Raw genomic sequence first — 22147 nt, 5'->3', positions numbered from 1 at the left:
ATGAACATCGCCGTAAAACCCGCGTCCCGCATCCGCGCGGTCAACTGGAACCGCATCGAGGACGACAAGGACCTCGAAGTCTGGAACCGCCTTACCTCGAATTTCTGGCTGCCGGAAAAGGTGCCGCTATCCAACGATATCCCCTCCTGGGGAACGCTGAAACCGGAAGAACAGAAACTGACAATCCGTGTTTTCACCGGCCTGACATTGCTCGACACCATCCAGAACGGTGTCGGCGCGGTGCGCCTGATGGAGGATTCGGCAACGCCGCATGAGGAGGCGGTTCTCTCCAACATCTCCTTCATGGAGGCGGTGCACGCCCGCTCCTATTCGTCCATCTTCTCGACGCTCTGCCTCACGCCTGACGTTGACGACGCCTATCGCTGGTCGGAGGAAAACGAGTTCCTGCAGCGTAAATCCGCGCTCATCATGCGGGAATATGACAGCGGCGATCCGCTGAAAAAGAAGATCGCCAGCGTGTTTCTGGAAAGTTTCCTGTTCTATTCCGGCTTCTATCTGCCGATGTTCTGGTCAAGCCGGGCCAAACTCACCAATACGGCGGATTTGATCCGCCTCATCATTCGCGATGAGGCCGTGCATGGTTATTACATCGGCTACAAGTTCCAGCGGGCGCTGGAGCGTCTCAGCGAAACGCAGAGACAGGAGATCAAGGATTTCGCCTTCGATCTCCTGCTTGAACTTTACGACAACGAAGCGAAATATACCGAAGACCTCTACGACGGCGTCGGCCTGACGGAGGACGTCAAGCAGTTCCTGCATTACAACGCCAACAAGGCCCTGATGAATCTGGGTTATGAGGCGCTGTTTCCGGCCGAGGCCTGCCGGGTCAATCCGGCGATCCTCTCGGCGCTTTCTCCGAATGCCGACGAGAACCACGACTTCTTTTCCGGTTCCGGCTCCTCTTATGTCATCGGCAAGGCGGTTGCGACCGAAGACGAAGACTGGGATTTCTGAAACCGGCTTGTCGGAAGGACCCGCAAAACTATTGCGGGTTCACCACCTGGCTCGCAAGGCGGAAGGGGCTGGCGACGGTGGCGCCGATCGCATCGAAAACGAAGGCTCCGGCGCTGTTGATATCGCCCCCGCGCCTGCTTGCCTCCAGCTGCGGCACCATGGAGGCCAGCGCCGCATAGCGGTCGTGGTTGAGCGGGTCCGACGCCTTCAGATTGGAGATGTCGACGAATTGCACGCCCTCCTTGAGAGCGGCTTCCTGCACTTGGCGGTCGGTCACATCCAGCGCACCGATACGGGTAACGTCGGCGCCAAGGATGGAAGAGGCTTTCAGCGCACGGTCATCCTTGGAAACGAGAACGGTGAGCGGCGGGCTGAGCCGGCCGACAACCTCGATCTGCTTGCGGAAGACATCGGCGTCAATATCAGGCGCAGCCAGCACCACCTGCAGCTTGGCGATGACATCGTTTCTGCCCTGGAAACGCAATTGCCGCAGCGCCTCCATGACCAGCCAGCCGCCCATGCTGTGACCGAACACGACGACGCTCTTCTTAGGGGTCTGCCGGGTGAGATCGATCAACATCGCGGCGAGCGCATCGCGTGAAAAAGTCGCGGACTCCTTGTCGGCCACATAACCGGCGACGGAGGCTTGCGACGGCCAGGAAAAGACCAGCGGCGCGCCGTTCATATTGGCATCCGCCGCCATCTGCGCCGCGCGGAACAGAGCTTCCTGATAGCTGTAATTATAGCCGTGTACAAAAAGTGCGATCTGCTTGCCAGAGCGGGCTATGTCGCCAAGATCGGCATTAAAGCGCGTCTTCGTCAGCATATCGGCCCTGGTGACGACGAAATCCTTGTTCGGGTCCGGCTTGCCGCTGGCCCATTCGATTTTCCCGCTTTTATGGGTGGGCGGAATGGAAATATCGAAACTGGCGTAGTTCGGCTCCATTGCCCGCTCCGTGCCGAAGCCCTTTTTTGCGTCCGTGTTTTTCTCTCGCGTGCTCGCCACGAAGGCGGTCACGATTTTCGTGTCTCGGGTCCTGGTGTTGACGGCCTCCAGCACATCCGCCCCCGGTCGGCCTGCGCAGGAGGAGAGAAGACCGAGGGTGAGAAAGAGAGAAAAGATCAGGCGCATGAAGGGGCTACCGGTGATGAGGACCGGTTCATAAATAACCGGCGACTAAAAAAGTTGCTACTGAAGAATGAAGTGCACTCTAGCGGCTGTCTTCGGTGCGGACGGACGTTCCCCACCTTGCTATCCGTCCCTCTTCGTTTTAGGCCGTACACATGACGAACAAGGTGTCGCTTTTACGGCTGAAACTCACAGACTTCCGCAATTATGCGGCGGCTGCGCTCACGCTCGATGAACGCCATGTTGTGCTGACGGGCGACAACGGTTCCGGCAAAACCAATCTTCTGGAGGCCGTCTCCTTTCTTTCACCCGGAAGGGGCCTGCGCCGCGCCACCTTGTCTGATGTGACGCGGGTAGGGGCCGAAGCCACCGGTTTCTCGATCTTCGCCGATGTCGAGGGCATGGATGGCGAAGTTGCCATCGGTACGGGAATTGAAGGCGATGGCGAGGTGGTGTCGCGTCGCTTGAGACTGAACGGGACGCCGGTGAAATCCGTCGATGAGCTGACCGACCATCTGCGGGTATTGTGGCTGACGCCCGCGATGGACGGCCTCTTTACCGGCTCGTCCTCGGACCGCCGGCGTTTCCTCGACCGGCTGGTGCTGTCGCTCGATCCCGCCCATGGAAGGCGGGCAAGCGATTTCGAAAAGGCCATGCGCGGCCGTAACCGGCTACTTTCGGAAGGCCGCTTCGATCCGGTCTGGCTGGACGGCATCGAAAAGCAGATGGCCGAACTCGGCATCTCCATGGCGGTTGCCCGTTACGAGATGCTCGGCCTCTTGAAGAGCCTCATCGAGGGGCGGGCGGGCAATGCCGCTTTTCCCTCGGCGGCGCTTTCTCTCTCCGGTTTCATGGACGATGGGCTCAATCGTCCCGCCGTCGATCTGGAGGATGAATACAGGCTTATATTGCGCGATGGCCGGTATCGTGACGCCGCTGCCGGCCGCACACTGGATGGGCCGCACCGCGTCGATCTCTTCGTGCGCCATGCGGAAAAAGACATGGAGGCCGAGCGCTGTTCAACCGGGGAACAGAAGGCGCTGCTTGTGGGGCTGGTGCTTGCACATGCGCAGCTGACCGCCAATATGACTGGCCATGCGCCGGTTCTGCTGTTGGACGAGATCGCCGCCCATCTGGATGAGGGCAGGCGGGCGGCTCTGTTCGATCTCATTCATGCGCTTGGCGGCCAGAGTTTTATGACCGGAACGGATACGGCGATGTTCTCCGCCCTTGGCGACAGGGCGCAATTCTTCAATGTTTCCCATGGGAGCATCACGGCATGACGGCTAAAAGATGGAGGGCGACATGGACCCGCTGAGCCCGGAAGAAATCGAACGCTACAAGCGCCATATCCTGTTGCCGGAAATCGGCGGCGTGGGCCAGCAGCGGCTGAAGGCGGCGCGTGTGCTGGTCATCGGGGCCGGCGGTCTCGGCGCTCCTGTCCTGCATTATCTTGCCGCCGCCGGTGTCGGCACGCTCGGCATGATCGATGACGATGTGGTTTCCCTGTCCAATCTGCAGCGACAGGTGATCCACGATACCGGTACGATTGGGGAGCTGAAGACGGAGAGCGCGCGCAAGGCCATCGCCCGGCTCAATCCGCATGTCCGCACGCTTGTTTATGAAGAGCGCTTTTCGCAGGTCTGGGCGCATGACCATCTGCCATCCTTCGATCTTCTGATCGACGGCTCGGACAATTTCGATACGCGTTATACTGCCGCCGATGCGGCGGAGGCTGCGAAAAGACCGTTGGTAACGGGAGCTGTCGGCCGTTTCGATGGTTCGGTGACGGTGCTGAAACCCTATGAGGCGAATGCCGAGGGTGCTCTGCTGCCCGGCTATCGCGACCTGTTTCCGGAACCGCCACCGCAGGGCCTCATTCCCAATTGCGCGGAAACAGGCATTGTCGGCGCGCTGACAGGGGTTATCGGCACGCTTATGGCCATGGAGGCGATCAAGGTTATCACCAGTGCCGGCGAGCCGTTAATCGGCCGTCTGCTCCTCTATGACGCCCTGTCGGCCCGTTTCGAAACCGTGCGATACAAGCGGCGGGCAACTGGGAAGAAACCATGATCGAGATCGCTAAGATCGGGGAAGAATTCAATCGCTGGCAGGAATTGCTGGCACTTATCATGTCCTCCTTCGCCTATATGGATGGCGTCATCGATCCGCCGTCGTCGGCTCATCGCCTGACGCTTGAAAATCTGGCGGAGAAGGCAAGGGTGGAGATCGCTTTCGTGGCGCCTGATGGCGATGAGATTGTCGGCTGCCTGTTTTGCCGGCCGGAGCCGCCCGCCTGTCTTTATGTCGGCAAACTCTGTGTTTCCCCGAAAGCGCAGGGAAAGGGTATAGGCAGGATGCTTCTGGAGCAGGCCGAAGCGCTGGCCCGCGAATTGGCGTTACCGGCGCTGCGGCTGGAAACCCGTATCGAGCTTATCGCCAATCATACCAAATTCGCCGCCTGGGGTTTCGTCAAGACCGCCGAAAACTCCCATGCCGGCTATAATCGCACGACCTCGATCGAAATGACCAAATTCCTCGGCTGAAGCGGCTCAGTTCCGCCCCGGCAGCACCCGGTTCGGCGGCCGGTGGCCATCGAACAGCGTGCGGATGTTGATGATGACCTTATCGCCCATTTCGATACGGCCCTCAATCGTCGCAGAGCCCATATGCGGAAGCAGCACGACCTTGCCTTCCTTGGCGAGCTTGATGAGCTTGGGGTTCACCGCAGGCTCATTCTCATAGACATCGAGACCGGCGCCGGCGATTTTGCCTTCGCGCAGGCACTGGATCATCGCCGCTTCATCGATGATATCGCCGCGTGCGGTATTGACGATGTAGCTGGTCGGCTGCATCAGCGCCAGCCGCCGCGCTGAAATCAGGTGATAGGTTGCGGGCGTCGAAGGGCAATTGACGGAGACGATATCCACCCGCGCCAGCATCTGGTCGAGGCTGTCCCAATAGGTCGCCTCAAGCTCCGCTTCCGTCGCTGGATTGACGCGTTTGCGGTTGTGATAATGAATGGAAAGGCCGAAGGCCTTGGCACGCCGCGCAACCGCGGTTCCGATGCGGCCCATGCCGACAATGCCGATGCGCTTGCCGGAAATCCGCCGCCCGAGCATCCAGGTCGGCGACCAGCCCAGCCATTCGTCCGCGCCATTGGCGAGCACCCTTGTACCTTCGATCATACGGCGCGGCACGGCGAGCACCAGCGCCATGGTGATATCGGCGCTGTCCTCGGTCAGTACATTGGGCGTATTGGTGAGGGTAATGCCCTTTCGGGCCGCCGCATCCACATCCACATGGTCGATGCCGTTGGAAAAGCTGGCGATCAGCTTCAGTTGCGGCCCTGCCTGCTCGATCATCGCGGCGGTGATGCGGTCGGTGACGGTCGGCACGAGCACATCCACCCTTTGCATGGCGGCGACAAGCTCCGCCTCGCTGCGCGGGGTATCGTCGATATTCAGTTCGGCATCGAAGAGTTCGCGCATTCTGGTTTCGACGACGTCAGGCAATTTGCGGGTGATATAGACTGTCGGTCTCTTCTTGTGGGTCATCGTTTGCCGCTGCCTTGTTCAGAAGTCATTAACCAGAAAGAGCGATAATTTCTTTCAATCAGGGCGTTTCTACCAGACCCACCGGCGAAGACAAACAAAACTCGCTGAAGCTTGAGGCATGTGGAAACGAGCCTCCTTAAATATCATCCGGTTTGCAGAAGGCGGGAAACGGAAATGGGCATGCGCAGTGTAGTTTCTATCGTTTGCATTGCATTGTCTCTGGGCCTCCTCGGGGCGGCAACCGACGCCATGGCGCAGGGTGCCGCCAAAGGCGCAAGCGGCCTACCGCTGCCGCGTTTTGTCAGCCTGAAATCCAAGCGCGTCAACATGCGCATCGGACCGAGCACGGATTATGCCGTGTCATGGATGTATCTGAAATCGGGAATGCCGGTGGAAATCATTCAGGAATATGAGAACTGGCGGCGTATCCGCGATGCCGACGGCACGGAAGGCTGGGTCAACCAGGCTCTGCTTTCCGGTGAGCGCACGGCCGTTGCGGCTCCGTGGATGCGTGGCAAGGGCAAGGAAGTTTACGTGAACATGCGCCGCGAGGCGCAGTCGGGCGCTTCTGTCGTTGCGCGGCTCGAACCGGGCGTCGTCTTCAGGATCGGCGAATGCAATGGCGACTGGTGCCGCGCCGAGGCCGGCCAAGCCTCGGGCTGGGTTTCGCAGGGCGAAATCTGGGGTGCTTACCCCGGTGAAGCCTTTAAATAAGGCCGTGCTTCTCGCCAAGCGCCTTGAGAGATGACATCGGGCGCGGCCCGACTTGCTGAATGACGGCGGCAGCGGCAAGGCAGCCGAGCTTGCCGCAATCTTCGAGCGACCGGTCCTGCGTATAACCGAACAGGAAGCCCGCAGCGAAAAGATCGCCGGCGCCCGTGGTGTCCACCACATCATGCACCGGATAGGCTTCAACCTTCACACGTTCCGTGCCGCGCAGGATGACGGCGCCTTCCTCGCTCATCGTCACCGCTGCGATCTTGCAGTCGGCTGCGATTTTGGTCAGCGCAAGCTCGAAATCGTCGGTTTCGTAAAGGGAAAGCGCTTCCTGCTTGTTGGCGAAAACAATGTCCACAGTACCCGAACGCATCAGGTCGAGGAATTCGTCGCGATAGCGGCCAACGCAGAAGCTGTCGGAAAGCGTCATGGAAACTTCGCGGCCGTTTTCATGGGCAATGCGGGCGCATTCGCGAATGGCGTCCTTGGCGCGCGGCGGGTCCCAAAGGTAACCCTCGAAGTAGGTGACTTTCGTATCCGCCACCACGTCTTCTTCCACGTCTTCAGGACCGAGATCGACGCAGGCGCCGAGATAGGTGTTCATCGAACGCTCACCATCTTCGGTCACGAAGATCATCGAACGCGCGGTCGGCGGGAAGGTGCCTTCCGGCTCGGTTTCGAAATAGACGCCCTGCGCGCGGATATCGTGCTGGAAGATTTCGCCGAGCTGGTCTTGTGCCACCTTGCCGAAATAGGCGGCCTTGCCGCCGAAATTAGCCACGCCCGCCGCCGTGTTGCCAGCGCTGCCGCCGGAGGCTTCGAGAGCCGGTCCCATCAGCGAGTAAAGCAACTCGGCCCGTTCCGCGTCGATGAGGTTCATCGCGCCTTTGGTAATGGCATTGTCGTTGAGGAAGCGATCGTCGCAGCGGGAAATGATGTCGACGATGGCATTGCCGACAGTCAGTACGTCGAATTTCGTCATAGGCCCTATCCGTTTCGCACAGGGTGTGCGTATTTTTCGAAAGGTCTTAAACATTTCTGGCGGCAAGAAAAGCCCAAACAGAAAATATGCCGTTCTCCGCGAGGAGCGAAAACGCGTCATCTGTCTGTAATGTGGTTAAGCTATTTCATTTGTCAGAGCAAAAGGTGTGTGAATGCATACCGGAATGGAAGACATGATGGTCTTCTGGCTCAACCGTTATCTCCGCCACGGATGTACTGGCGGCATATAACGGACATAAAAGGCGGGGGAGACCCCGCTTTTTCTTTTTTGGGTAACGTTCGGCCTTGCGAATTTTACGGGCCAAGACGCGCTTTCTGCCCAAAGCGGCTCGCGAGTTTTGTCTTTCTTGGACGCCATGTGGCGAAAACAAGGAGTGGGAGCGTTTTCGCGATTCCATTCCCGTGGAAAAGGCTCTAAAGCGGAGTATCTCCCGCAAAGCCGCGAAAGCTCTCCCTCCATGTCTGCCGTTGCCGCGAATGTCGCCCCGATTTTCATTCTCATCCTGATCGGCTGGCTCACCGTCAAGGCTGGTCTGTTCAGGGCCGATGCCGGCGATATCCTCAGCGATTTCGTGTTCAAGATCGCCGTGCCGACCTTGATCTTCCGCACACTTGCGGAAGCAAATTTTCACGGTGCTTCGCCCTTCCGGCTCTGGATCACCTATTTCGCCGGCGTGGCCGTCACCTGGACGGTCGGGCATATCGTCACCCGTTATGTCTTCAAGCAGGATGTCCGCATCGCCGTCATTGCCGGCATTTCCTCGGCATTTGCGAACAATATCTTCATCGGCCTGCCGCTGGTCGGGCGCTCCGTCGGGGATGAGGGGCTGGTCGCTCTCTCCATCCTGCTCGCCATCCATCTACCTGTGATGATGATCGCGGGTACGATCCTGATGGAAAACGCCACGCACAAGGCGGTCGGCGGGGAAAAGCGAAGCATGGCGGCGGTGTTCAAGCAAGTGGGCCGCAATCTCGTCACCAATCCGCTGGTGATCGGCCTTGTCATCGGGCTTTCGACCAATGTTTCCGGCGTGGCGCTGACGCCCATCCTGAAAACCGTGGTCGATCAGATCGCCTCCATGGCGGGGCCGGCAGCACTTATTTCGCTCGGCATGGCGCTGACGAAATATACCATCCGAGGCAACATGGGCATTGCCGTCACCATGACGGTGTTCAAGCTGCTGCTGCTGCCCGCCTGCGTTTGGGGAATGGGTCATGCGCTCGGTCTCAGCCGGGAATGGACTGCGGCGCTCGTGCTTACCTCGTCGGTGCCGACTGGGGTCAATGCCTGGCTTATCGCAAACCGCTTCGGCATCGGCCACAGCGTGGCCGCTTCCACCATCAGCATTTCCACAGCGACCGGCGTTCTCTCCGTGTCGCTATGGGCATGGCTGCTGAGTTGATTTCTGCCGAGTTGATTATTTCTGGGCGCTCAGAATCTTGAAGCGGGCATTGCGGCACACCTCAGTGCTGGTGCGGAATTCCGCCGCGAGCACCGGCTCATAGGGCATGCCGCGATTGGCGACCATCAGCAGCTTGCCGCCGCTGCGCAGCGCGCCGGCGGCAGCCTTGATGAAGGCTTGGCCGAGGGCAGGTTCTGCTGCCTGCCCCGCCGCATGGAAAGGCGGGTTCATGATGATGAGGTCGTATTTTTCCTTCGGCGGCTCGTTTGCCAGGTCCTGCCAGAAGAAGCGCGCCGTCAGCCTCGGATTGTTTTCGAGAAGATTGGTTTTGGCGAATTCCAGCGCATTCCAGTCCGCCTCGAACAGATCGATACGGGCCGTGCGCGGCGATTTCTCGGCCAGCATGACGGAGAGATAACCCCAGCCGGCACCGAAATCGGCGGCATTGCCGTCAAAATCTGTGGGCAGGCGCGATGCGAGCAGTTCCGAGCCGTCGTCCACGCGGTCATGGGAGAACATGCCGGGCAGGGCGGTGAAGCGGCCTTCGACCGTCACCGGCTTCTGGGCGAGCTTCGACACGGCAGACGCAATATCGTCCGGCCGTTTGAACCAGAGAGCGACGCCGTGATACTTCGGCGTCGATTCCACCTCGATGCCAAGCTTTGCCAGCGTCTTGCGCAGCGTCACGATACCGTCTTCCTTCGATCCGGCCGCGACGATCAGGCCTCCGGCCTTCACGCGCGAAAGCGCTTCGGCGACGCGGTTTTCATTCTCGCCGCGATGTTTGCCGCAAAGCAGCAGCGCCGCATCGTAATTCTCGCCCGAAATATCCGGTGTCACTTCCGCACCCTGAGCCTGCAGAGCACGATAAAGCGGCCGTAGATGCTGAACCGCGACGATCTCCGCGTCAAAACCGTCAAGCCGGGGACCGGCTTCCGCTCCCAGAAACAGAACGCGTTCGCCCTCTTTCGGCATGGCAAGCATGTCCGAGGCAAAGGGATGGAAAAGGGTTTTCACGGCGTCACGGCTCATGGGAGCGTCCTTAAGATCGAGCATTTCCAGTAAAATTGCGTCGCGGTTTTACGTCCGGAAAATGCGTAAAAACAAATAAGTAGAGCGCTTGCGCGTTTCGGAGAAAGGCGGAAACGCTCTAATAGAAAAAAGGCGCGGGCAAAACCCGCGCCTCGATAGGGTCTGGCGGCGCGGCCTTATTCGGCAGCGGCTTCGCCGTCTTCCTTCTTCTTGTCGGCAGCGACTTCCTTGCCGGTTGCCTGGTCGACAACCTTCATGGACAGGCGAACCTTGCCACGCTCGTCGAAGCCCATCAGCTTCACCCAGACCTTGTCGCCTTCCTTGACGACGTCAGAGGTCTTGGCAACACGCTCGGAAGCGAGCTGCGAGATGTGGACGAGGCCGTCACGGGCGCCGAAGAAGTTGACGAAAGCGCCGAAGTCAGCGGTCTTCACAACCGTGCCTTCGTAGATCTGGCCGACTTCCGGTTCCGCAACGATGGAGTGGATCCACTTGCGGGCCGCTTCGATTTCCTTGCCGGAAGAAGAAGCGATCTTGACGGTGCCGTCGTCTTCGATGTTGATCTTTGCGCCGGTCTTTTCGACGATTTCGCGAATGACCTTGCCGCCGGAACCGATGACTTCACGGATCTTGTCGACCGGAATGTTCATAACTTCGATGCGCGGTGCGAATTCGCCGAGCTGGCTGCGGCTCTCGGTGATGGCATTGGCCATTTCGCCGAGGATGTGCTTGCGGCCACCCTGTGCCTGCTCCAGAGCGATCTTCATGATCTCTTCGGTGATACCGGCGATCTTGATGTCCATCTGCAGCGAGGTGATGCCGTCGGCCGTACCCGCAACCTTGAAGTCCATGTCGCCGAGGTGGTCTTCGTCACCGAGGATGTCGGAGAGAACCGCAAAGCGCTCGCCTTCGAGGATGAGGCCCATGGCGATACCGGCAACCGGCTTGGCCAGCGGAACGCCGGCATCCATCAGTGCGAGCGAGGTGCCGCAAACCGTTGCCATCGACGAGGAGCCGTTGGACTCGGTGATTTCGGAAACGACGCGCAGCGTGTAGGGGAACTGTTCCGCAGTCGGCAGCATCGGGCGGATAGCGCGCCATGCGAGCTTGCCGTGACCGATTTCGCGACGGCCCGGGGAGCCCATGCGGCCTGTTTCGCCGACCGAGTAGGGCGGGAAGTTGTAGTGCAGCAGGAAGCGTTCCTTGTACATGCCGGTGAGGCTGTCGACATACTGCTCGTCTTCGCCGGTGCCGAGGGTCGCGACAACGATCGCCTGGGTTTCACCGCGGGTGAACAGCGCCGAACCGTGGGTACGCGGCAGCAGGCCGACTTCCGAGATGATCGGACGAACGGTCGATAGGTCGCGGCCATCGATACGGCTCTTGGTGTCGAGAACGTTCCAGCGAACGATCTTCGCCTGAAGGTGCTTGAAGACAGCGCCGATTTCTTCCGGCGTGTACTTGGCTTCGCCTTCTTCCGGCAGGAAGTGGGCCTTCACCTTTGCCTTAACGGCGTCGACGGCGGCGTAGCGGGCTGCCTTTTCGGTGATCTTGTAGGCATCGCGCAGTTCCGCTTCGGCGAGCGCCAGCATTTCGTTTTCGAGCGCGGAGAAATCTTCCGGTTCGAATTCGCGCGGTTCTTTGGCAGCAACTTCGGCGAGCTTGATGATCGCGTCGATAACCGGCTGGAAGCCGCGATGACCGAACATGACGGCGCCGAGCATGATTTCTTCGTTGAGTTCCTTGGCCTCAGACTCGACCATCAAAACGGCGTCCTGCGTACCGGCAACGACGAGGTCGAGAACAGACTCGTCCATTTCGTCCAGATGCGGGTTAAGAACATACTCACCGTTGATGTAGCCAACGCGCGCGCCGCCAACCGGGCCCATGAAGGGAACGCCAGAGAGCGTAAGCGCTGCGGAAGCCGCAACCATCGACAGGACGTCCGGGTTGTTTTCCAGATCGTGCTGGATGACGGTGACGACGACCTGCGTGTCGTTCTTGTAGCCTTCCGGGAAAAGCGGGCGGATCGGACGGTCGATCAGGCGCGAAACCAGCGTTTCGTTTTCGCTCGGACGGCCTTCGCGCTTGAAGTAACCACCGGGGATCTTGCCGGCTGCGTAGGTCTTTTCCTGATAGTTGACTGTCAGCGGGAAGAAGTCCTGGCCGGGCTTCGGAGACTTTGCGGAAACCACGGTCGCGAGAACCATCGTCTCGCCGTAGGTTGCGATGACGGCGCCGTCAGCCTGACGGGCAACCTTGCCGGTCTCGAGCTTCAGCGGGCGGCCTGCCCATTCGATTTCCACGGAGTGTTGATTGAACATATCTTGTCCTTGGTTGTGGCTGCCGCTCCGGCGTCGTGACCGGCGGAAGCAGCGCTGTGACTCAATCACGGGCAAGACAGCGGGAGGCTTCGAAAAGCAAGCATCCGGCAATCCTGCCCCATGACAGGTCTGCGGTTGAAAAAGGCGGCGCCGGCCCATCCGGGTCACCCTTATCGTCCGGGGGCCACATCAGCGGCGAACGCCCGGAAATTCATGCGGCCTCACAAGACCGGATATAAAAACCGGCGGGCATCGTTGCGAAACCCGCCGGAGAAGTTATTAGCGGCGAATGCCGAGAGCACCGATCAGCTTGGTGTAACGGGCTTCGTCCTTCTTCTTCAGATAGTCGAGAAGCGAACGACGGCTCGAAACCAGCGTCAGAAGGCCACGACGGGAGTGGTTGTCCTTCTTGTGGTCCTTGAAGTGACCGGTCAGGTTGTTGATCCGCTCGGTCAGGATAGCAACCTGAACTTCCGGCGAACCGGTGTCGCCTTCCTTCGTGGCATATTCCTTGATGAGGGCGGCTTTGCGCTCTGCAGTAATCGACATCGGACGATCCTTTCTGTTTTAAGGAAAAATGGGACGCCTAAAGCCGGGATGTCGTCCAGCTCTGGCCATTCAGCAGCATAGGCAAAGCCCAAGCTGGCGCTGCCTATAAACTATTCCGGGTGCAATTGAAAGAGGCGATTGACAGCCCGCTCGAGCCTCGACTTAGCCGAAAACACGCTTCGGCCGGAATTCGCCTTCGCCGATTTCGCCGATGGCGACGAGCTTGCCATGCGCGGTGGCATAGGCTTCCGGATGGTTGGCCGGTGCATCGCGCCCGCGCAGCAGGATGGAGTTGCCCATCTTCAGCCGGTGCGCCTGGTCATCGTTGATGATGAGGCGGGGAAGGGCGGAAAGCGCCTCGGCCGTGTCGATCAGGAAGGCATCCAGCGCCTCCAGTCGCTCGTCGCGATCCTCCACGGCTTCCAGTGCCGTCAAGGTTTCGAGCGGCACCATCATGTCTTCGCCGAAGGGGGCGACCATGGTGCGGCGCAGTTCCGAAATATGGCCGAAACAGCCGAGATCGCGGCCCATGTCGCGCGCCAGCGCCCGCACATAAGTACCCTTGCCGCATTCCACTTCGAAATGGGCGGTGTTGGCGTCCGGACAGGCAAGCAGCGTCAGGCGATGGATTTCCACCTCGCGCGCCGGGATTTCCACGGTCTCGCCGTCCCGCGCCAGATCGTAGGCGCGCTCGCCGGCGATCTTGATGGCGGAAAATTGCGGCGGTGTCTGGAGGATCACGCCGGTATAATTGGGCAGGATATCGCGGATCGCCTGTTCATCCGGGCGTTGATCGGAGGAATCGACCACTTCGCCTTCCAGATCGTCGGTCGAGCGTTGCTCGCCCCAGGTGACGGTAAACTCGTAGATTTTCCGGCCGTCCATCACGTAGGGCACGGTTTTGGTGGCATCGCCAAGCGCGATCGGCAGCATTCCGGAAGCGAGCGGATCGAGCGTGCCGGCATGGCCGGCCTTCTGGGCATTGAAGAGCCATTTGATCTTGGAAACGGCCTCGGTTGAGCCGAAATCCAGCGGCTTGTCGAGAATGAGCCAACCGGAAATCGGGCGGCCCTTGGGTTTGCGGTTCTGCTGTTTGCGTGGTTTGGACATGCTTCAGTTCTGTTCGTCGTCTTTTTCGTTCGAAGGTCCAAGATCGCGCTGTACTTCGGGCGAGCGCAGAAGCGCGTCGATCTTCTGGTAATTGTCGAAACTCGTATCGTCGCGGAAACGCAGTTCCGGCATGTATTTCATCTGCCGAAGCTGCGGACCGAGGCGGCCGCGCATGTATTTTGCATGGCGGTTCAGGGCGCTGATGATATCGGTGTGATCGGCAACGCCGAGCGGCGTCACGTAAGCGGTGGCGATCTTCAGATCGGGCGACATGCGCACTTCCGAAATGGAAATGACGGTGCTTTCGATCAGATCGTCGCGGACTTCACCGCGCTGGAGAATCTGGGTCAATGCGGCGCGCACCTGTTCGCCGACGCGCAGCATGCGTTGCGAAGGGGCGGATGATGTTGCTTTTGCCATGGGTTATGCCTCAAACGGAGCGAGCGCCGGTAAGCCGGCGCCCGACAGTAAATTCCTGTTTTGCGGCGAGAACGCTCTTTGTTCTAATCGCATTTCCGGACGGAAAACCGGGGTCCACTTTTCCTGGGAATGCTTTAGAGCGTTCTCGTGATGTGTTCGACGCGGAAGCACTCGATGGTGTCGCCGGCGCGGATGTCTTCGTAGTTTTCGAAGGCCATACCGCATTCCTGACCGACCGGCACTTCTGCCACTTCGTCCTTGAAGCGCTTGAGTGTCTTGAGCTTGCCTTCGTGGATAACGACGTTGTCGCGTACCAGACGCACACCCGCACCACGTTCCACCTTGCCTTCGACGACGCGGCAACCCGCGACCTTGCCGACCTTGGTGATGTTGAACACCTCGAGGATTTCCGCGTTGCCGAGGAAGGTCTCGCGACGCTCCGGCGACAGCAGGCCCGACATCGCTGCCTTCACGTCATCCACCAGATCGTAGATGATGTTGTAGTAGCGGATCTCGATGCCGGCGCGTTCGGAAGCCGTACGTGCCTGTGCGTTGGCGCGAACGTTGAAGCCGATGATCGCGGCGTTGGATGCCTCGGCAAGCGAGATATCCGATTCCGTGATGGCGCCAGCGCCCGAGTGAACGATACGAGCGCGGACTTCATCGGTGCCGAGCTTGTCGAGCGAAGCGATAATGGCTTCGACCGAACCCTGCACGTCTGCCTTGATGACCAGCGGGAATTCCTTCATTCCCGAAGTCTGCAACTGGCTCATCATCTGTTCCAGCGAACCGCGCTGGCCCGTCTGACGTGCGACAGCCTTGTCGCGTGCCAGACGCTGGCGGTACTCGGAAATCTCGCGAGCACGGCTTTCGTTTTCGACAACCGCGAAACGGTCGCCGGCAGATGGCGTACCGGAAAGACCGAGAATCTCGACAGGCATAGCCGGACCGGCTTCCTTGACGTGTTCACCCTTGTCGTTGACGAGGGCGCGAACACGGCCCCACTGATCGCCGGCCACGATGATCTGACCAGGCTTCAGCGTACCCTTCTGCACGAGAACGGTGGCGACGGCACCACGGCCGCGGTCGAGTTCCGCTTCGATGACGGTACCTTCTGCGGTGCGGTTCGGATCTGCCTTGAGGTCGAGAATTTCCGCCTGTAGCAGGATCGCTTCAAGCAGTTTGTCGAGACCGAGCTGTTTCTTGGCGGAAACTTCCACGTCAAGCACTTCACCGCCCATGGATTCCACGAACACTTCGTGCTGCAGAAGCTGCTGGCGAACCTTTTCCGGGTTTGCCTCGTGCTTGTCGATCTTGTTGATCGCAACGACGATCGGAACACCCGCCGCCTTGGCATGGTTGATGGACTCGATTGTCTGCGGCATCACGCTGTCATCAGCTGCAACCACCAGAACGGCGATATCCGTCGCCTGCGCACCGCGGGCACGCATGGCCGTAAAGGCGGCGTGGCCGGGGGTATCGATGAAGGTGATCTTCTGGCCGTTCTTTTCGACCTGATACGCACCGATATGCTGTGTTATGCCACCGGCTTCGCCCGCAACCACATTCGCCTGACGGATGGCGTCGAGCAGCGAGGTCTTGCCGTGGTCGACGTGGCCCATGATCGTGACAACCGGCGGACGCGGCAGCATTTCGCCTTCGTCGTCTGCCTGGTTGAAGATGCCTTCTTCCACGTCGGATTCGGAAACGCGCTTGACGGTGTGGCCGAATTCGACGGCGATCAGTTCCGCCAGATCGGCGTCGATCACGTCGCCCGGCTTCATCATCTGGCCTTCCTTCATCAGGAACTTGATGACGTCGACGGCGCGTTCGGACATGCGCTGCGACAGTTCCTGAATGGTGATGGTTTCCGGCAGGATCACTTCGCGCATGACCTTTTCACGGGTCTCCTGCATCTGGCTGCGGCGGAATTTTTCCTGGCGGCGGCGCATGGATGCCATGGAGCGTCCGCGCGGCGTGCCGTCTTCATCCAGGTTGGACGAGGTGACGGTCAGCTTGCCGCGACGGCGTTCTTCTTCCGTCTTCAGGCGTGCAGCCGGCTTTGCCGGTGCAGGCGCGGCGACCTTGCCACGAACCGGCAGGTTGCCACGGCGTGCACCGCGATCGTCCTCGTCGTCGCCATCGGTACGACGTCCGCGTGGAGCAGCGGTTTCGGGAGTTGCGCGAGAAGGGGCGGCAGCGGCGGGCTGAGGACGAGCCTCGGCGCGCGGCGCCGGCTGGGCGGCGGCCGCCGGCTTTTCATCGACCGGTTCCGACTTTGCTTCCACGGCGGGCTGGCTTGCGGCCAGCTTGGCGGCTGCGGCCTCTTCGACGGCACGGCGTGCGGCCTCTTCCTTTTCGGCGGCGATGCGGCGCTCTTCTTCCACCTTGCGGCGCGCTTCGTCTTCGGCGCGCTGCTTGGCTTCGATCACGTCGCGGGCCTGTGCTTCCATCAGCGCGCGGCGGCGGGCTTCCATCTCGCCTGCCGACAGGTCGTGCAGGACGTTGCCGCGCGGACGCTCAGGCTGGCGCTGCTGCGGTGCGGACGAGCCGGGACGCTGCTGCGGCTGGGAGGAACCCGGACGCTGCTGCTGGCCGCTGGGCTGGTGGATGCGCTGCTGCGGCGCCTGCGGACGCGGTGCTGCCGCGGGGGCAGGAGCGGCCGGCTTCGGAGCGGGCGCTGCAACCGAATGAACCTGCTTCTCGTCTTCAGGACGCATGGGGCGGCGCTTGCGTGTTTCCACGACAACCGCGTTCGTGCGACCTCGACCCATATCCTGCCGCACGGTGCCCTGATTCATCCCGCCCGGCTTGAGGGTGAGAGTCTTCTTAGGCTGTGCGTTAAGTGTCTTGTCGTCGTTGTTGTCGGTCATTCCGTTCCCGTTCCTTCGGACGAGAACCGGATGACGTTCATCAGGTCTCGTCGTTCAATTGCTGCATCGGAACGCGGCGACCGTTCATATCGGGCAACCGCGTCATTGTTCTGTCCGGGCAGCGTCGCGTTCCGCCTGAGATTGGCCGCCAAGGCGGTACCGCTCAAGCATCGTTGCGCGCTTCACTACACCCTCACCCGCCTGCCCTGCAAGCGCGCAGGCATGGATAAAAGCATTCTGGCCCATCAACTCGTCCATTTCGGCGCCGCTGAAGAGCCGGAAGGACGGAATTTCATTGCCGGCATCGCTGCCGAGCGCCCAGGCCTTGCGGGCCTGGTCCAGTTTTCTCACGCCGTCTGCCGCAGCATCGGTCGCGTGGAACACGGCAATCGCATTCCCCAAACGGACGGCGGCGTCGACTTTCATCGCGCCGCTGATGAACTGGCCCGCCTTGCGCGCCATGTTCATCATGCCTGCAAGCTGCTGCGCCATCAGCCGGTCGAGAAGAGCAAGAAGCTCCGGCCCGGCTTTGACGTCGCGTTTGAGAGCCCGTGCGAAGAGCTTCTTCGCGATGGCTTTCTCGATCAGGGCGCGCTCGGGTGTTACCCAGCAACCGCGCCCCGGCAATTGGCGTTTCAGGTCCGGAACGACGTTGCCGTCCGGGCCTGCGACGAAGCGTATCAGCTCATCCGGCGATCCGCTCTGCCGTGTCACAATGCACATACGTCCGTTGACGTCGCCCTTGATCCGCCCGTCATCGTCAGTCTCGGGCAGATCGTCCGGCTCATGCGCCTGCGATGTCATTCCTGCTCGGCGGTATCCGCCTCCTCGGCAGCTTCCGCATCGGCTTCCTGTTCGGAAGCGAGCTCTTCGGCGGTGATCCAGCCTGCCAGAAGACGGGCCTGCACCACCATGTTCTCGGCTTCGACGCGCGAAACATCGAGCTTGGAGAAGATGCCTTCGAACTTCTTGGTCTCGCCGTCCTTGCGCTCGCTCCAGCCGACCAGGTCGTCCGCCGCGCAACCGGCAAAGTCCTCGATGGTCTTGATGCCGTCTTCACCCAGCGCCACCATCATCTGCGAGGTCAGGCCGTCAATCTGGCGCAGCTCGTCGGAAACGCCGAGTTCCTTGCGCTTGGCGTCCATTTCGGCTTCCAGGCGCTCCAGATATTCGCGGGCGCGGGTCTGGATTTCATCGGCGGTGTCTTCATCGAAACCGTCGATCGAGGAAATTTCGTCGAGATCGACATAGGCCAGTTCTTCGACCTGCGCGAAGCCTTCGGAGGCCAGAACCTGACCGACCATTTCGTCGACGTCTAGGGCCTCCATGAACAGGGCCGTGCGCTCGTTGAATTCCTTCTGGCGGCGCTCGGATTCTTCCTGTTCGGTCATGATGTCGATATCCCAGCCGGTCAGCTGCGATGCCAGACGCACGTTCTGGCCGCGACGGCCGATGGCGAGCGACAGCTGCTCATCCGGAACCACCACTTCGATGCGCTCGGATTCTTCATCCAGAACGACCTTGGCGACTTCCGCCGGCTGCAGGGCGTTGACGATGAAGGAGGCCGGTTCCTGGCTCCACGGAATGATATCGATCTTTTCGCCCTGGAGTTCGCCGACAACGGCCTGAACGCGCGAACCGCGCATACCGACGCAGGCGCCGACCGGATCGATCGACGAGTCGTTGGAGATGACGGCGATCTTGGCGCGCGAACCGGGGTCACGGGCAACCGACTTGATCTGGATGATGCCGTCGTAAATTTCCGGAACTTCCATGGTGAAGAGCTTCACCATGAACTGCGGATGGGTACGCGACAGGAAAATCTGCGGGCCACGCTGTTCGCGGCGAACGTCGTAGACGTAAGCGCGCACGCGGTCGCCGTAACGCATGTTTTCCCGCGGGATCATCTCGTCGCGACGGATAATGCCTTCGCCACGGCCGAGATCGACGATGACGTTGCCATATTCGACGCGCTTGACGGTGCCGTTGACGATTTCGCCGATGCGGTCCTTGAACTCGTCATACTGGCGGTCACGCTCGGCTTCGCGCACCTTCTGCACAATAACCTGCTTGGCGGACTGGGCGGCGATACGGCCGAAATCCATCGGCGGCAGCGGGTCGGCAATGAAGTCGCCGAGCTTGGCATCCGGGTTGCGGTCGCGGGCCAGCTCCAGCGGGATCTGGGTCGAATAATCCTCGGCGGCCTCGACAACTTCCAGAAGACGCTGCAGGCGGATTTCGCCGGTCTTGGAGTTGATGTCGGCGCGGATGTTGGTTTCCGAACCATAGCGCGAGCGGGCGGCTTTCTGGATAGCGTCGGCCATTGCGGCAAGCACGATTTCGCGGTCGATGACCTTTTCGCGCGCCACAGCATCGGCGATCTGCAGAAGCTCAAGCCGGTTAGCACTCACTGCCATTTTTCTATCTCCGTAAGTCGCATGATTGCGGGGTTCGCCCTTGTTTCCGGGCTTTACGTTGGAATTAGTCTTCGTCTGCTTCGTTTTCGTCGTTCTGGTTTGCGGCGGCGGCCTTGGCCGCCTTGTCTGCCCGCAGCGCATCACGAATAAGATCGTCCGTCAGAATAAGCTTCGCATCCGAAAGCGCGCTGAACGGAATGATGACTGTCGGTTCCTCGCCATAGGCGATCTGGTCGCGTTCCAGCTTGAAGCCGTCCGCATTGACCTCGACGATCTTGCCGCGAAACCGCTTGCGGTTCTCGACCAGAATGGAGGTTTCGACCTTCACCAGATGACCCTGCCAGCGGGTGAAATCCGATTTGCGAACCATCGGCCGGTCGATGCCGGGCGAGGAAACTTCGAGATGATACGCTTTATCGACCGGATCTTCCACATCAAGAACCGGTGAAATCGCCATGGAGACGGCTTCGCAGTCCTCGACGGTCATGGTGCCGTCTTCGCGCTCGGCCATGATCTGAAGCGTCATACCGTTCTGGTTGGAGAGCCGCACGCGCACCAGAAGATATCCCATGCCCGTCAAAACAGGCTCGATGATCTCGGCGATACGCTGGTCGATGCCCGTTTCGGTTATCAGTCGCGGTTCATGTGCGGTGTCTGCCATCTGGCCTTCCGGTCTTTGATGTTCACCGGGCCTTCTGCCCGTCGTTTCCGGTTCGCCTAACGAAAAAGAGCGGAGCCTCGCGGCCCCACTCTTCATCAAGCGATCAAGAATTTCAGGGGTCATATAGACCCATCGGGGCGGGATTGCAAGGTTTTAGCGGGCTCTTCCGCTTCGGGTGCCGCCTCCGTCACATTTTCACCCTTACCATGTCGGAAAGGCTGGCATGATCGCTGGCACTGTCTATAGTTGCCGTTTGACAAATCGCAGTTGCATTAAGTGGACAGAGCGTGCCTGACCGTAAATCGCCACTCGCGCCTTTAAGGCATTTGACTTACAGACGAATCTGGATCGCCAGCCTTGCCTCGAATTTCGGCGGACTGATCCAGGCGGTGGGCGCCGCATGGATGATGACCTCGCTTTCGAGTTCCGAAAACATGATCGCGCTGGTGCAGGCCTCCACCTCTTTGCCGATCATGCTGTTCTCGTTGATTTCAGGCGCGCTGGCCGACAGTTTCGACCGCCGCCGCATCATGATTTCGGCGCAGCTCCTGATGCTGACGGCCTCCGTGCTGCTCACCGTCTTTGCCTGGTCCGGCTGGCTCACGCCCTGGCTGCTTCTCTTCTTTACCTTCATGATCGGCTGCGGCACGGCGCTCAACAATCCGTCCTGGCAGGCCTCCGTCGGCGAAATGGTCCCGCGCGAGGATTTGCCCGCCGCCGTGACGCTGAACAGCGTTGGCTTCAACATCACCCGCAGCGTCGGCCCGGCCATCGGCGGCATCATCGTCGCGGCCGCCGGCGCCGCTGCCGCATTTTTCGTGAATGCGCTGAGTTATTTCACGCTGATCTACGCCCTGTTTCGCTGGCAGCCGCCCAAATATGCCTCGACCCTGCCGCGGGAGCAGCTTCTGGCCGCCATTTCGTCCGGCATGCGTTATGTGGCGATGTCGCCCAATATCGGCAAGGTGCTGGTGCGGGGCTTCCTTTTCGGCCTTTCCGCCAGCGCCATCCTTGCCTTGATGCCCATCGTCGCCCGCGATCTGGTCGAAGGCGGCCCTCTGACCTACGGCGTCATGCTGGGTGCCTTCGGCGTCGGCGCCATTGGCGGTGCCCTGATCAGCGCCAGATTGCGCGAGGTCCTGTCCAGCGAATGGATCGTGCGCGTCGCATTTCTTGGCTTCGCCTTCAGCGCTGGCGTAACGGCGGTGAGCACGAGTGCGATCGTCACCTCGTTGGTTCTGACCGTTGCCGGCGCCTGCTGGGTTCTGGCGCTATCGCTCTTCAACACCATCGTCCAGCTCTCCACCCCGCGCTGGGTGGTAGGCCGGGCGCTCTCGCTCTACCAGACGCTCACCTTCGGCGGCATTGCGGTCGGCAGCTGGCTGTGGGGCGAGCTGGCGGAAGATTACGGCATTTCCTATTCGCTGCTCTGTTCGTGCGCGCTGATGCTGCTCGGCGTCGTCGTCGGCCTAAAGCTCGCCATGCCGGCTTTTGCTTCGCTCAACCTCGATCCGCTCAACCGCTTCGTGGAACCGCCGCTGCGGTTGGATATCAAGCCGCGCAGTGGACCCATTGCCATTCTCATCGATTATGAAATCCATGACGAGGATCTGGGCGAATTTCTGCCACTGATGGCGGAGCGCCGCCGAATCCGTCTGCGTGATGGCGCACGCAACTGGAACCTGATGCGCGATCTCGAAAACCCTGATATCTGGACCGAAAGCTACCATGTGCCGACATGGGTGGAATATGTCCGCCACAACCACCGCCGCACCCAGGCGGATGCGGAGGCCTGGGACCGGCTGCTGGAGCTTCACCGCGGCAAGACACGGCCGCGCGTGCACCGGATGATCGAGCGGCAGACCATTCCGCCGACCGACGATATCTTTCACAAGCCCCATACCGACCAGCATTGAGAGGCGATGGTTAAGTGAGTGCGATGCCCTTCCCACACACTTCCCGTCATCCTCGGGCCTGT

At 60.4% G+C, this 22147-nt stretch carries 19 protein-coding genes; 7 read left to right on the top strand and 12 right to left on the bottom strand.

Features of this window, described 5'->3' with window-relative positions:
• On the top strand, window positions 1-975 hold the full coding sequence (gene nrdF, locus RAC79_RS24305; protein ID WP_080852899.1) for a class 1b ribonucleoside-diphosphate reductase subunit beta: 975 nt from the start codon (window positions 1-3) through the stop codon (window positions 973-975).
• Window positions 976-1003: 28 nt separating this feature from the next.
• On the opposite strand, the gene RAC79_RS24300 is transcribed toward nrdF, so the two are convergent.
• Window positions 1004-2107, bottom strand: coding sequence for an alpha/beta hydrolase (locus RAC79_RS24300; protein ID WP_174038686.1), 1104 nt, complete (start codon window positions 2105-2107; stop codon window positions 1004-1006).
• A 152-nt stretch (window positions 2108-2259) separates the two neighbouring features.
• Here RAC79_RS24300 and recF point away from each other — a divergent pair, with 152 nt between their 5' ends.
• The 3 genes from recF to RAC79_RS24285 are packed head-to-tail and all read left to right on the top strand — an operon-like array spanning window position 2260 to window position 4650.
• A complete protein-coding gene (recF, locus tag RAC79_RS24295; RefSeq protein ID WP_080855742.1) occupies window positions 2260-3387 on the top strand; it encodes a DNA replication/repair protein RecF in 1128 nt (375 codons plus the stop codon).
• 22 nt (window positions 3388-3409) lie between these two features.
• Window positions 3410-4177, top strand: coding sequence for a molybdopterin-synthase adenylyltransferase MoeB (locus tag RAC79_RS24290; RefSeq protein ID WP_080856928.1), 768 nt, complete (start codon window positions 3410-3412; stop codon window positions 4175-4177).
• Window positions 4174-4650: a GNAT family N-acetyltransferase gene (locus RAC79_RS24285; protein ID WP_080855743.1), complete on the top strand. Its 477-nt coding sequence runs from the start codon at window positions 4174-4176 to the stop codon at window positions 4648-4650. Before RAC79_RS24290 ends, RAC79_RS24285 begins: the two co-directional genes overlap by 4 nt.
• 6 nt (window positions 4651-4656) lie before the next feature.
• Here the strand turns inward: RAC79_RS24285 and RAC79_RS24280 are convergent, their stop codons facing one another.
• Complete coding sequence (locus tag RAC79_RS24280) at window positions 4657-5661, bottom strand: 2-hydroxyacid dehydrogenase (protein WP_374997619.1); 1005 nt, start codon at window positions 5659-5661, stop codon at window positions 4657-4659.
• 180 nt (window positions 5662-5841) lie between these two features.
• Between RAC79_RS24280 and RAC79_RS24275 the strand changes: the two genes are divergently transcribed.
• A complete protein-coding gene (locus RAC79_RS24275; RefSeq protein WP_026363850.1) occupies window positions 5842-6375 on the top strand; it encodes an SH3 domain-containing protein in 534 nt (177 codons plus the stop codon).
• Here the strand turns inward: RAC79_RS24275 and RAC79_RS24270 are convergent.
• The gene (locus tag RAC79_RS24270) at window positions 6368-7360 is read right to left on the bottom strand and encodes an adenosine kinase (RefSeq protein ID WP_174038687.1); all 993 of its coding nucleotides are present in this window, start codon (window positions 7358-7360) and stop codon (window positions 6368-6370) included. The genes RAC79_RS24275 and RAC79_RS24270 overlap by 8 nt on opposite strands.
• A gap of 478 nt (window positions 7361-7838) precedes the next feature.
• On the opposite strand from RAC79_RS24270, the gene RAC79_RS24265 reads away from it, so the two are divergent.
• Window positions 7839-8783 (top strand): AEC family transporter, encoded by a 945-nt coding sequence (locus RAC79_RS24265; protein ID WP_174038688.1) that lies wholly within the window; start codon window positions 7839-7841, stop codon window positions 8781-8783.
• A gap of 15 nt (window positions 8784-8798) precedes the next feature.
• Here RAC79_RS24265 and RAC79_RS24260 read toward each other — a convergent pair whose 3' ends face one another.
• The 9 genes from RAC79_RS24260 to rimP form a co-directional block, all read right to left on the bottom strand.
• The gene (locus RAC79_RS24260; RefSeq protein WP_174038689.1) at window positions 8799-9815 is read right to left on the bottom strand and encodes a class I SAM-dependent methyltransferase; all 1017 of its coding nucleotides are present in this window, start codon (window positions 9813-9815) and stop codon (window positions 8799-8801) included.
• 176 nt (window positions 9816-9991) lie between these two features.
• On the bottom strand, window positions 9992-12139 hold the full coding sequence (gene pnp / locus RAC79_RS24255; protein WP_065656375.1) for a polyribonucleotide nucleotidyltransferase: 2148 nt from the start codon (window positions 12137-12139) through the stop codon (window positions 9992-9994).
• Between the two features lie 279 nt (window positions 12140-12418).
• Window positions 12419-12688 (bottom strand): 30S ribosomal protein S15, encoded by a 270-nt coding sequence (gene rpsO, locus RAC79_RS24250; RefSeq protein WP_004439050.1) that lies wholly within the window; start codon window positions 12686-12688, stop codon window positions 12419-12421.
• A 162-nt stretch (window positions 12689-12850) separates the two neighbouring features.
• Window positions 12851-13798: a tRNA pseudouridine(55) synthase TruB gene (gene truB / locus RAC79_RS24245; RefSeq protein ID WP_174038690.1), complete on the bottom strand. Its 948-nt coding sequence runs from the start codon at window positions 13796-13798 to the stop codon at window positions 12851-12853.
• A 3-nt stretch (window positions 13799-13801) separates the two neighbouring features.
• Window positions 13802-14218, bottom strand: coding sequence for a 30S ribosome-binding factor RbfA (gene rbfA / locus RAC79_RS24240; RefSeq protein ID WP_065656377.1), 417 nt, complete (start codon window positions 14216-14218; stop codon window positions 13802-13804).
• A 134-nt stretch (window positions 14219-14352) separates the two neighbouring features.
• The gene (gene infB / locus RAC79_RS24235; RefSeq protein WP_142846542.1) at window positions 14353-17091 is read right to left on the bottom strand and encodes a translation initiation factor IF-2; all 2739 of its coding nucleotides are present in this window, start codon (window positions 17089-17091) and stop codon (window positions 14353-14355) included.
• Window positions 17092-17193: 102 nt separating this feature from the next.
• Window positions 17194-17895 carry an RNA-binding protein gene (locus RAC79_RS24230; RefSeq protein ID WP_174038691.1) on the bottom strand — a complete coding sequence of 234 codons (702 nt, stop codon included), beginning with the start codon at window positions 17893-17895 and terminating at the stop codon, window positions 17194-17196.
• A complete protein-coding gene (gene nusA, locus RAC79_RS24225) occupies window positions 17892-19508 on the bottom strand; it encodes a transcription termination factor NusA (protein ID WP_003524306.1) in 1617 nt (538 codons plus the stop codon). The genes RAC79_RS24230 and nusA overlap by 4 nt, the downstream gene beginning before the upstream one ends.
• Window positions 19509-19572: 64 nt before the next feature.
• Window positions 19573-20169, bottom strand: a complete 597-nt coding sequence (rimP, locus tag RAC79_RS24220; protein ID WP_059758925.1) for a ribosome maturation factor RimP — start codon at window positions 20167-20169, stop codon at window positions 19573-19575.
• A 287-nt stretch (window positions 20170-20456) separates the two neighbouring features.
• On the opposite strand from rimP, the gene RAC79_RS24215 reads away from it, so the two are divergent.
• Window positions 20457-22085 carry an MFS transporter gene (locus RAC79_RS24215; RefSeq protein WP_142846541.1) on the top strand — a complete coding sequence of 543 codons (1629 nt, stop codon included), beginning with the start codon at window positions 20457-20459 and terminating at the stop codon, window positions 22083-22085.
• Window positions 22086-22147: the final 62 nt, after the last annotated feature.

This window comes from Agrobacterium sp. LR_9 (genome assembly GCF_041954855.1).
GTDB lineage: Bacteria > Pseudomonadota > Alphaproteobacteria > Rhizobiales > Rhizobiaceae > Agrobacterium > Agrobacterium leguminum.
This window is presented reverse-complemented; position numbering and strand designations above follow the sequence as displayed.

Bases quoted from the DNA above. Each gene is read 5' to 3' on its own strand.
- RAC79_RS24280 (WP_374997619.1), bottom strand. From the start codon at position 5,661: ATGACCCACAAGAAGAGACCGACAGTCTATATCACCCGCAAATTGCCT.
- RAC79_RS24285 (WP_080855743.1), top strand. From the start codon at position 4,174: ATGATCGAGATCGCTAAGATCGGGGAAGAATTCAATCGCTGGCAGGAA.
- truB (WP_174038690.1), bottom strand. From the start codon at position 13,798: ATGTCCAAACCACGCAAACAGCAGAACCGCAAACCCAAGGGCCGCCCG.
- RAC79_RS24300 (WP_174038686.1), bottom strand. From the start codon at position 2,107: ATGCGCCTGATCTTTTCTCTCTTTCTCACCCTCGGTCTTCTCTCCTCC.
- infB (WP_142846542.1), bottom strand. From the start codon at position 17,091: ATGACCGACAACAACGACGACAAGACACTTAACGCACAGCCTAAGAAG.
- RAC79_RS24260 (WP_174038689.1), bottom strand. From the start codon at position 9,815: ATGAGCCGTGACGCCGTGAAAACCCTTTTCCATCCCTTTGCCTCGGAC.
- rbfA (WP_065656377.1), bottom strand. From the start codon at position 14,218: ATGGCAAAAGCAACATCATCCGCCCCTTCGCAACGCATGCTGCGCGTC.
- RAC79_RS24270 (WP_174038687.1), bottom strand. From the start codon at position 7,360: ATGACGAAATTCGACGTACTGACTGTCGGCAATGCCATCGTCGACATC.
- nusA (WP_003524306.1), bottom strand. From the start codon at position 19,508: ATGGCAGTGAGTGCTAACCGGCTTGAGCTTCTGCAGATCGCCGATGCT.
- recF (WP_080855742.1), top strand. From the start codon at position 2,260: ATGACGAACAAGGTGTCGCTTTTACGGCTGAAACTCACAGACTTCCGC.
- nrdF (WP_080852899.1), top strand. From the start codon at position 1: ATGAACATCGCCGTAAAACCCGCGTCCCGCATCCGCGCGGTCAACTGG.
- RAC79_RS24265 (WP_174038688.1), top strand. From the start codon at position 7,839: ATGTCTGCCGTTGCCGCGAATGTCGCCCCGATTTTCATTCTCATCCTG.
- pnp (WP_065656375.1), bottom strand. From the start codon at position 12,139: ATGTTCAATCAACACTCCGTGGAAATCGAATGGGCAGGCCGCCCGCTG.
- rimP (WP_059758925.1), bottom strand. From the start codon at position 20,169: ATGGCAGACACCGCACATGAACCGCGACTGATAACCGAAACGGGCATC.
- RAC79_RS24290 (WP_080856928.1), top strand. From the start codon at position 3,410: ATGGACCCGCTGAGCCCGGAAGAAATCGAACGCTACAAGCGCCATATC.
- RAC79_RS24230 (WP_174038691.1), bottom strand. From the start codon at position 17,895: ATGACATCGCAGGCGCATGAGCCGGACGATCTGCCCGAGACTGACGAT.
- rpsO (WP_004439050.1), bottom strand. From the start codon at position 12,688: ATGTCGATTACTGCAGAGCGCAAAGCCGCCCTCATCAAGGAATATGCC.
- RAC79_RS24275 (WP_026363850.1), top strand. From the start codon at position 5,842: ATGCGCAGTGTAGTTTCTATCGTTTGCATTGCATTGTCTCTGGGCCTC.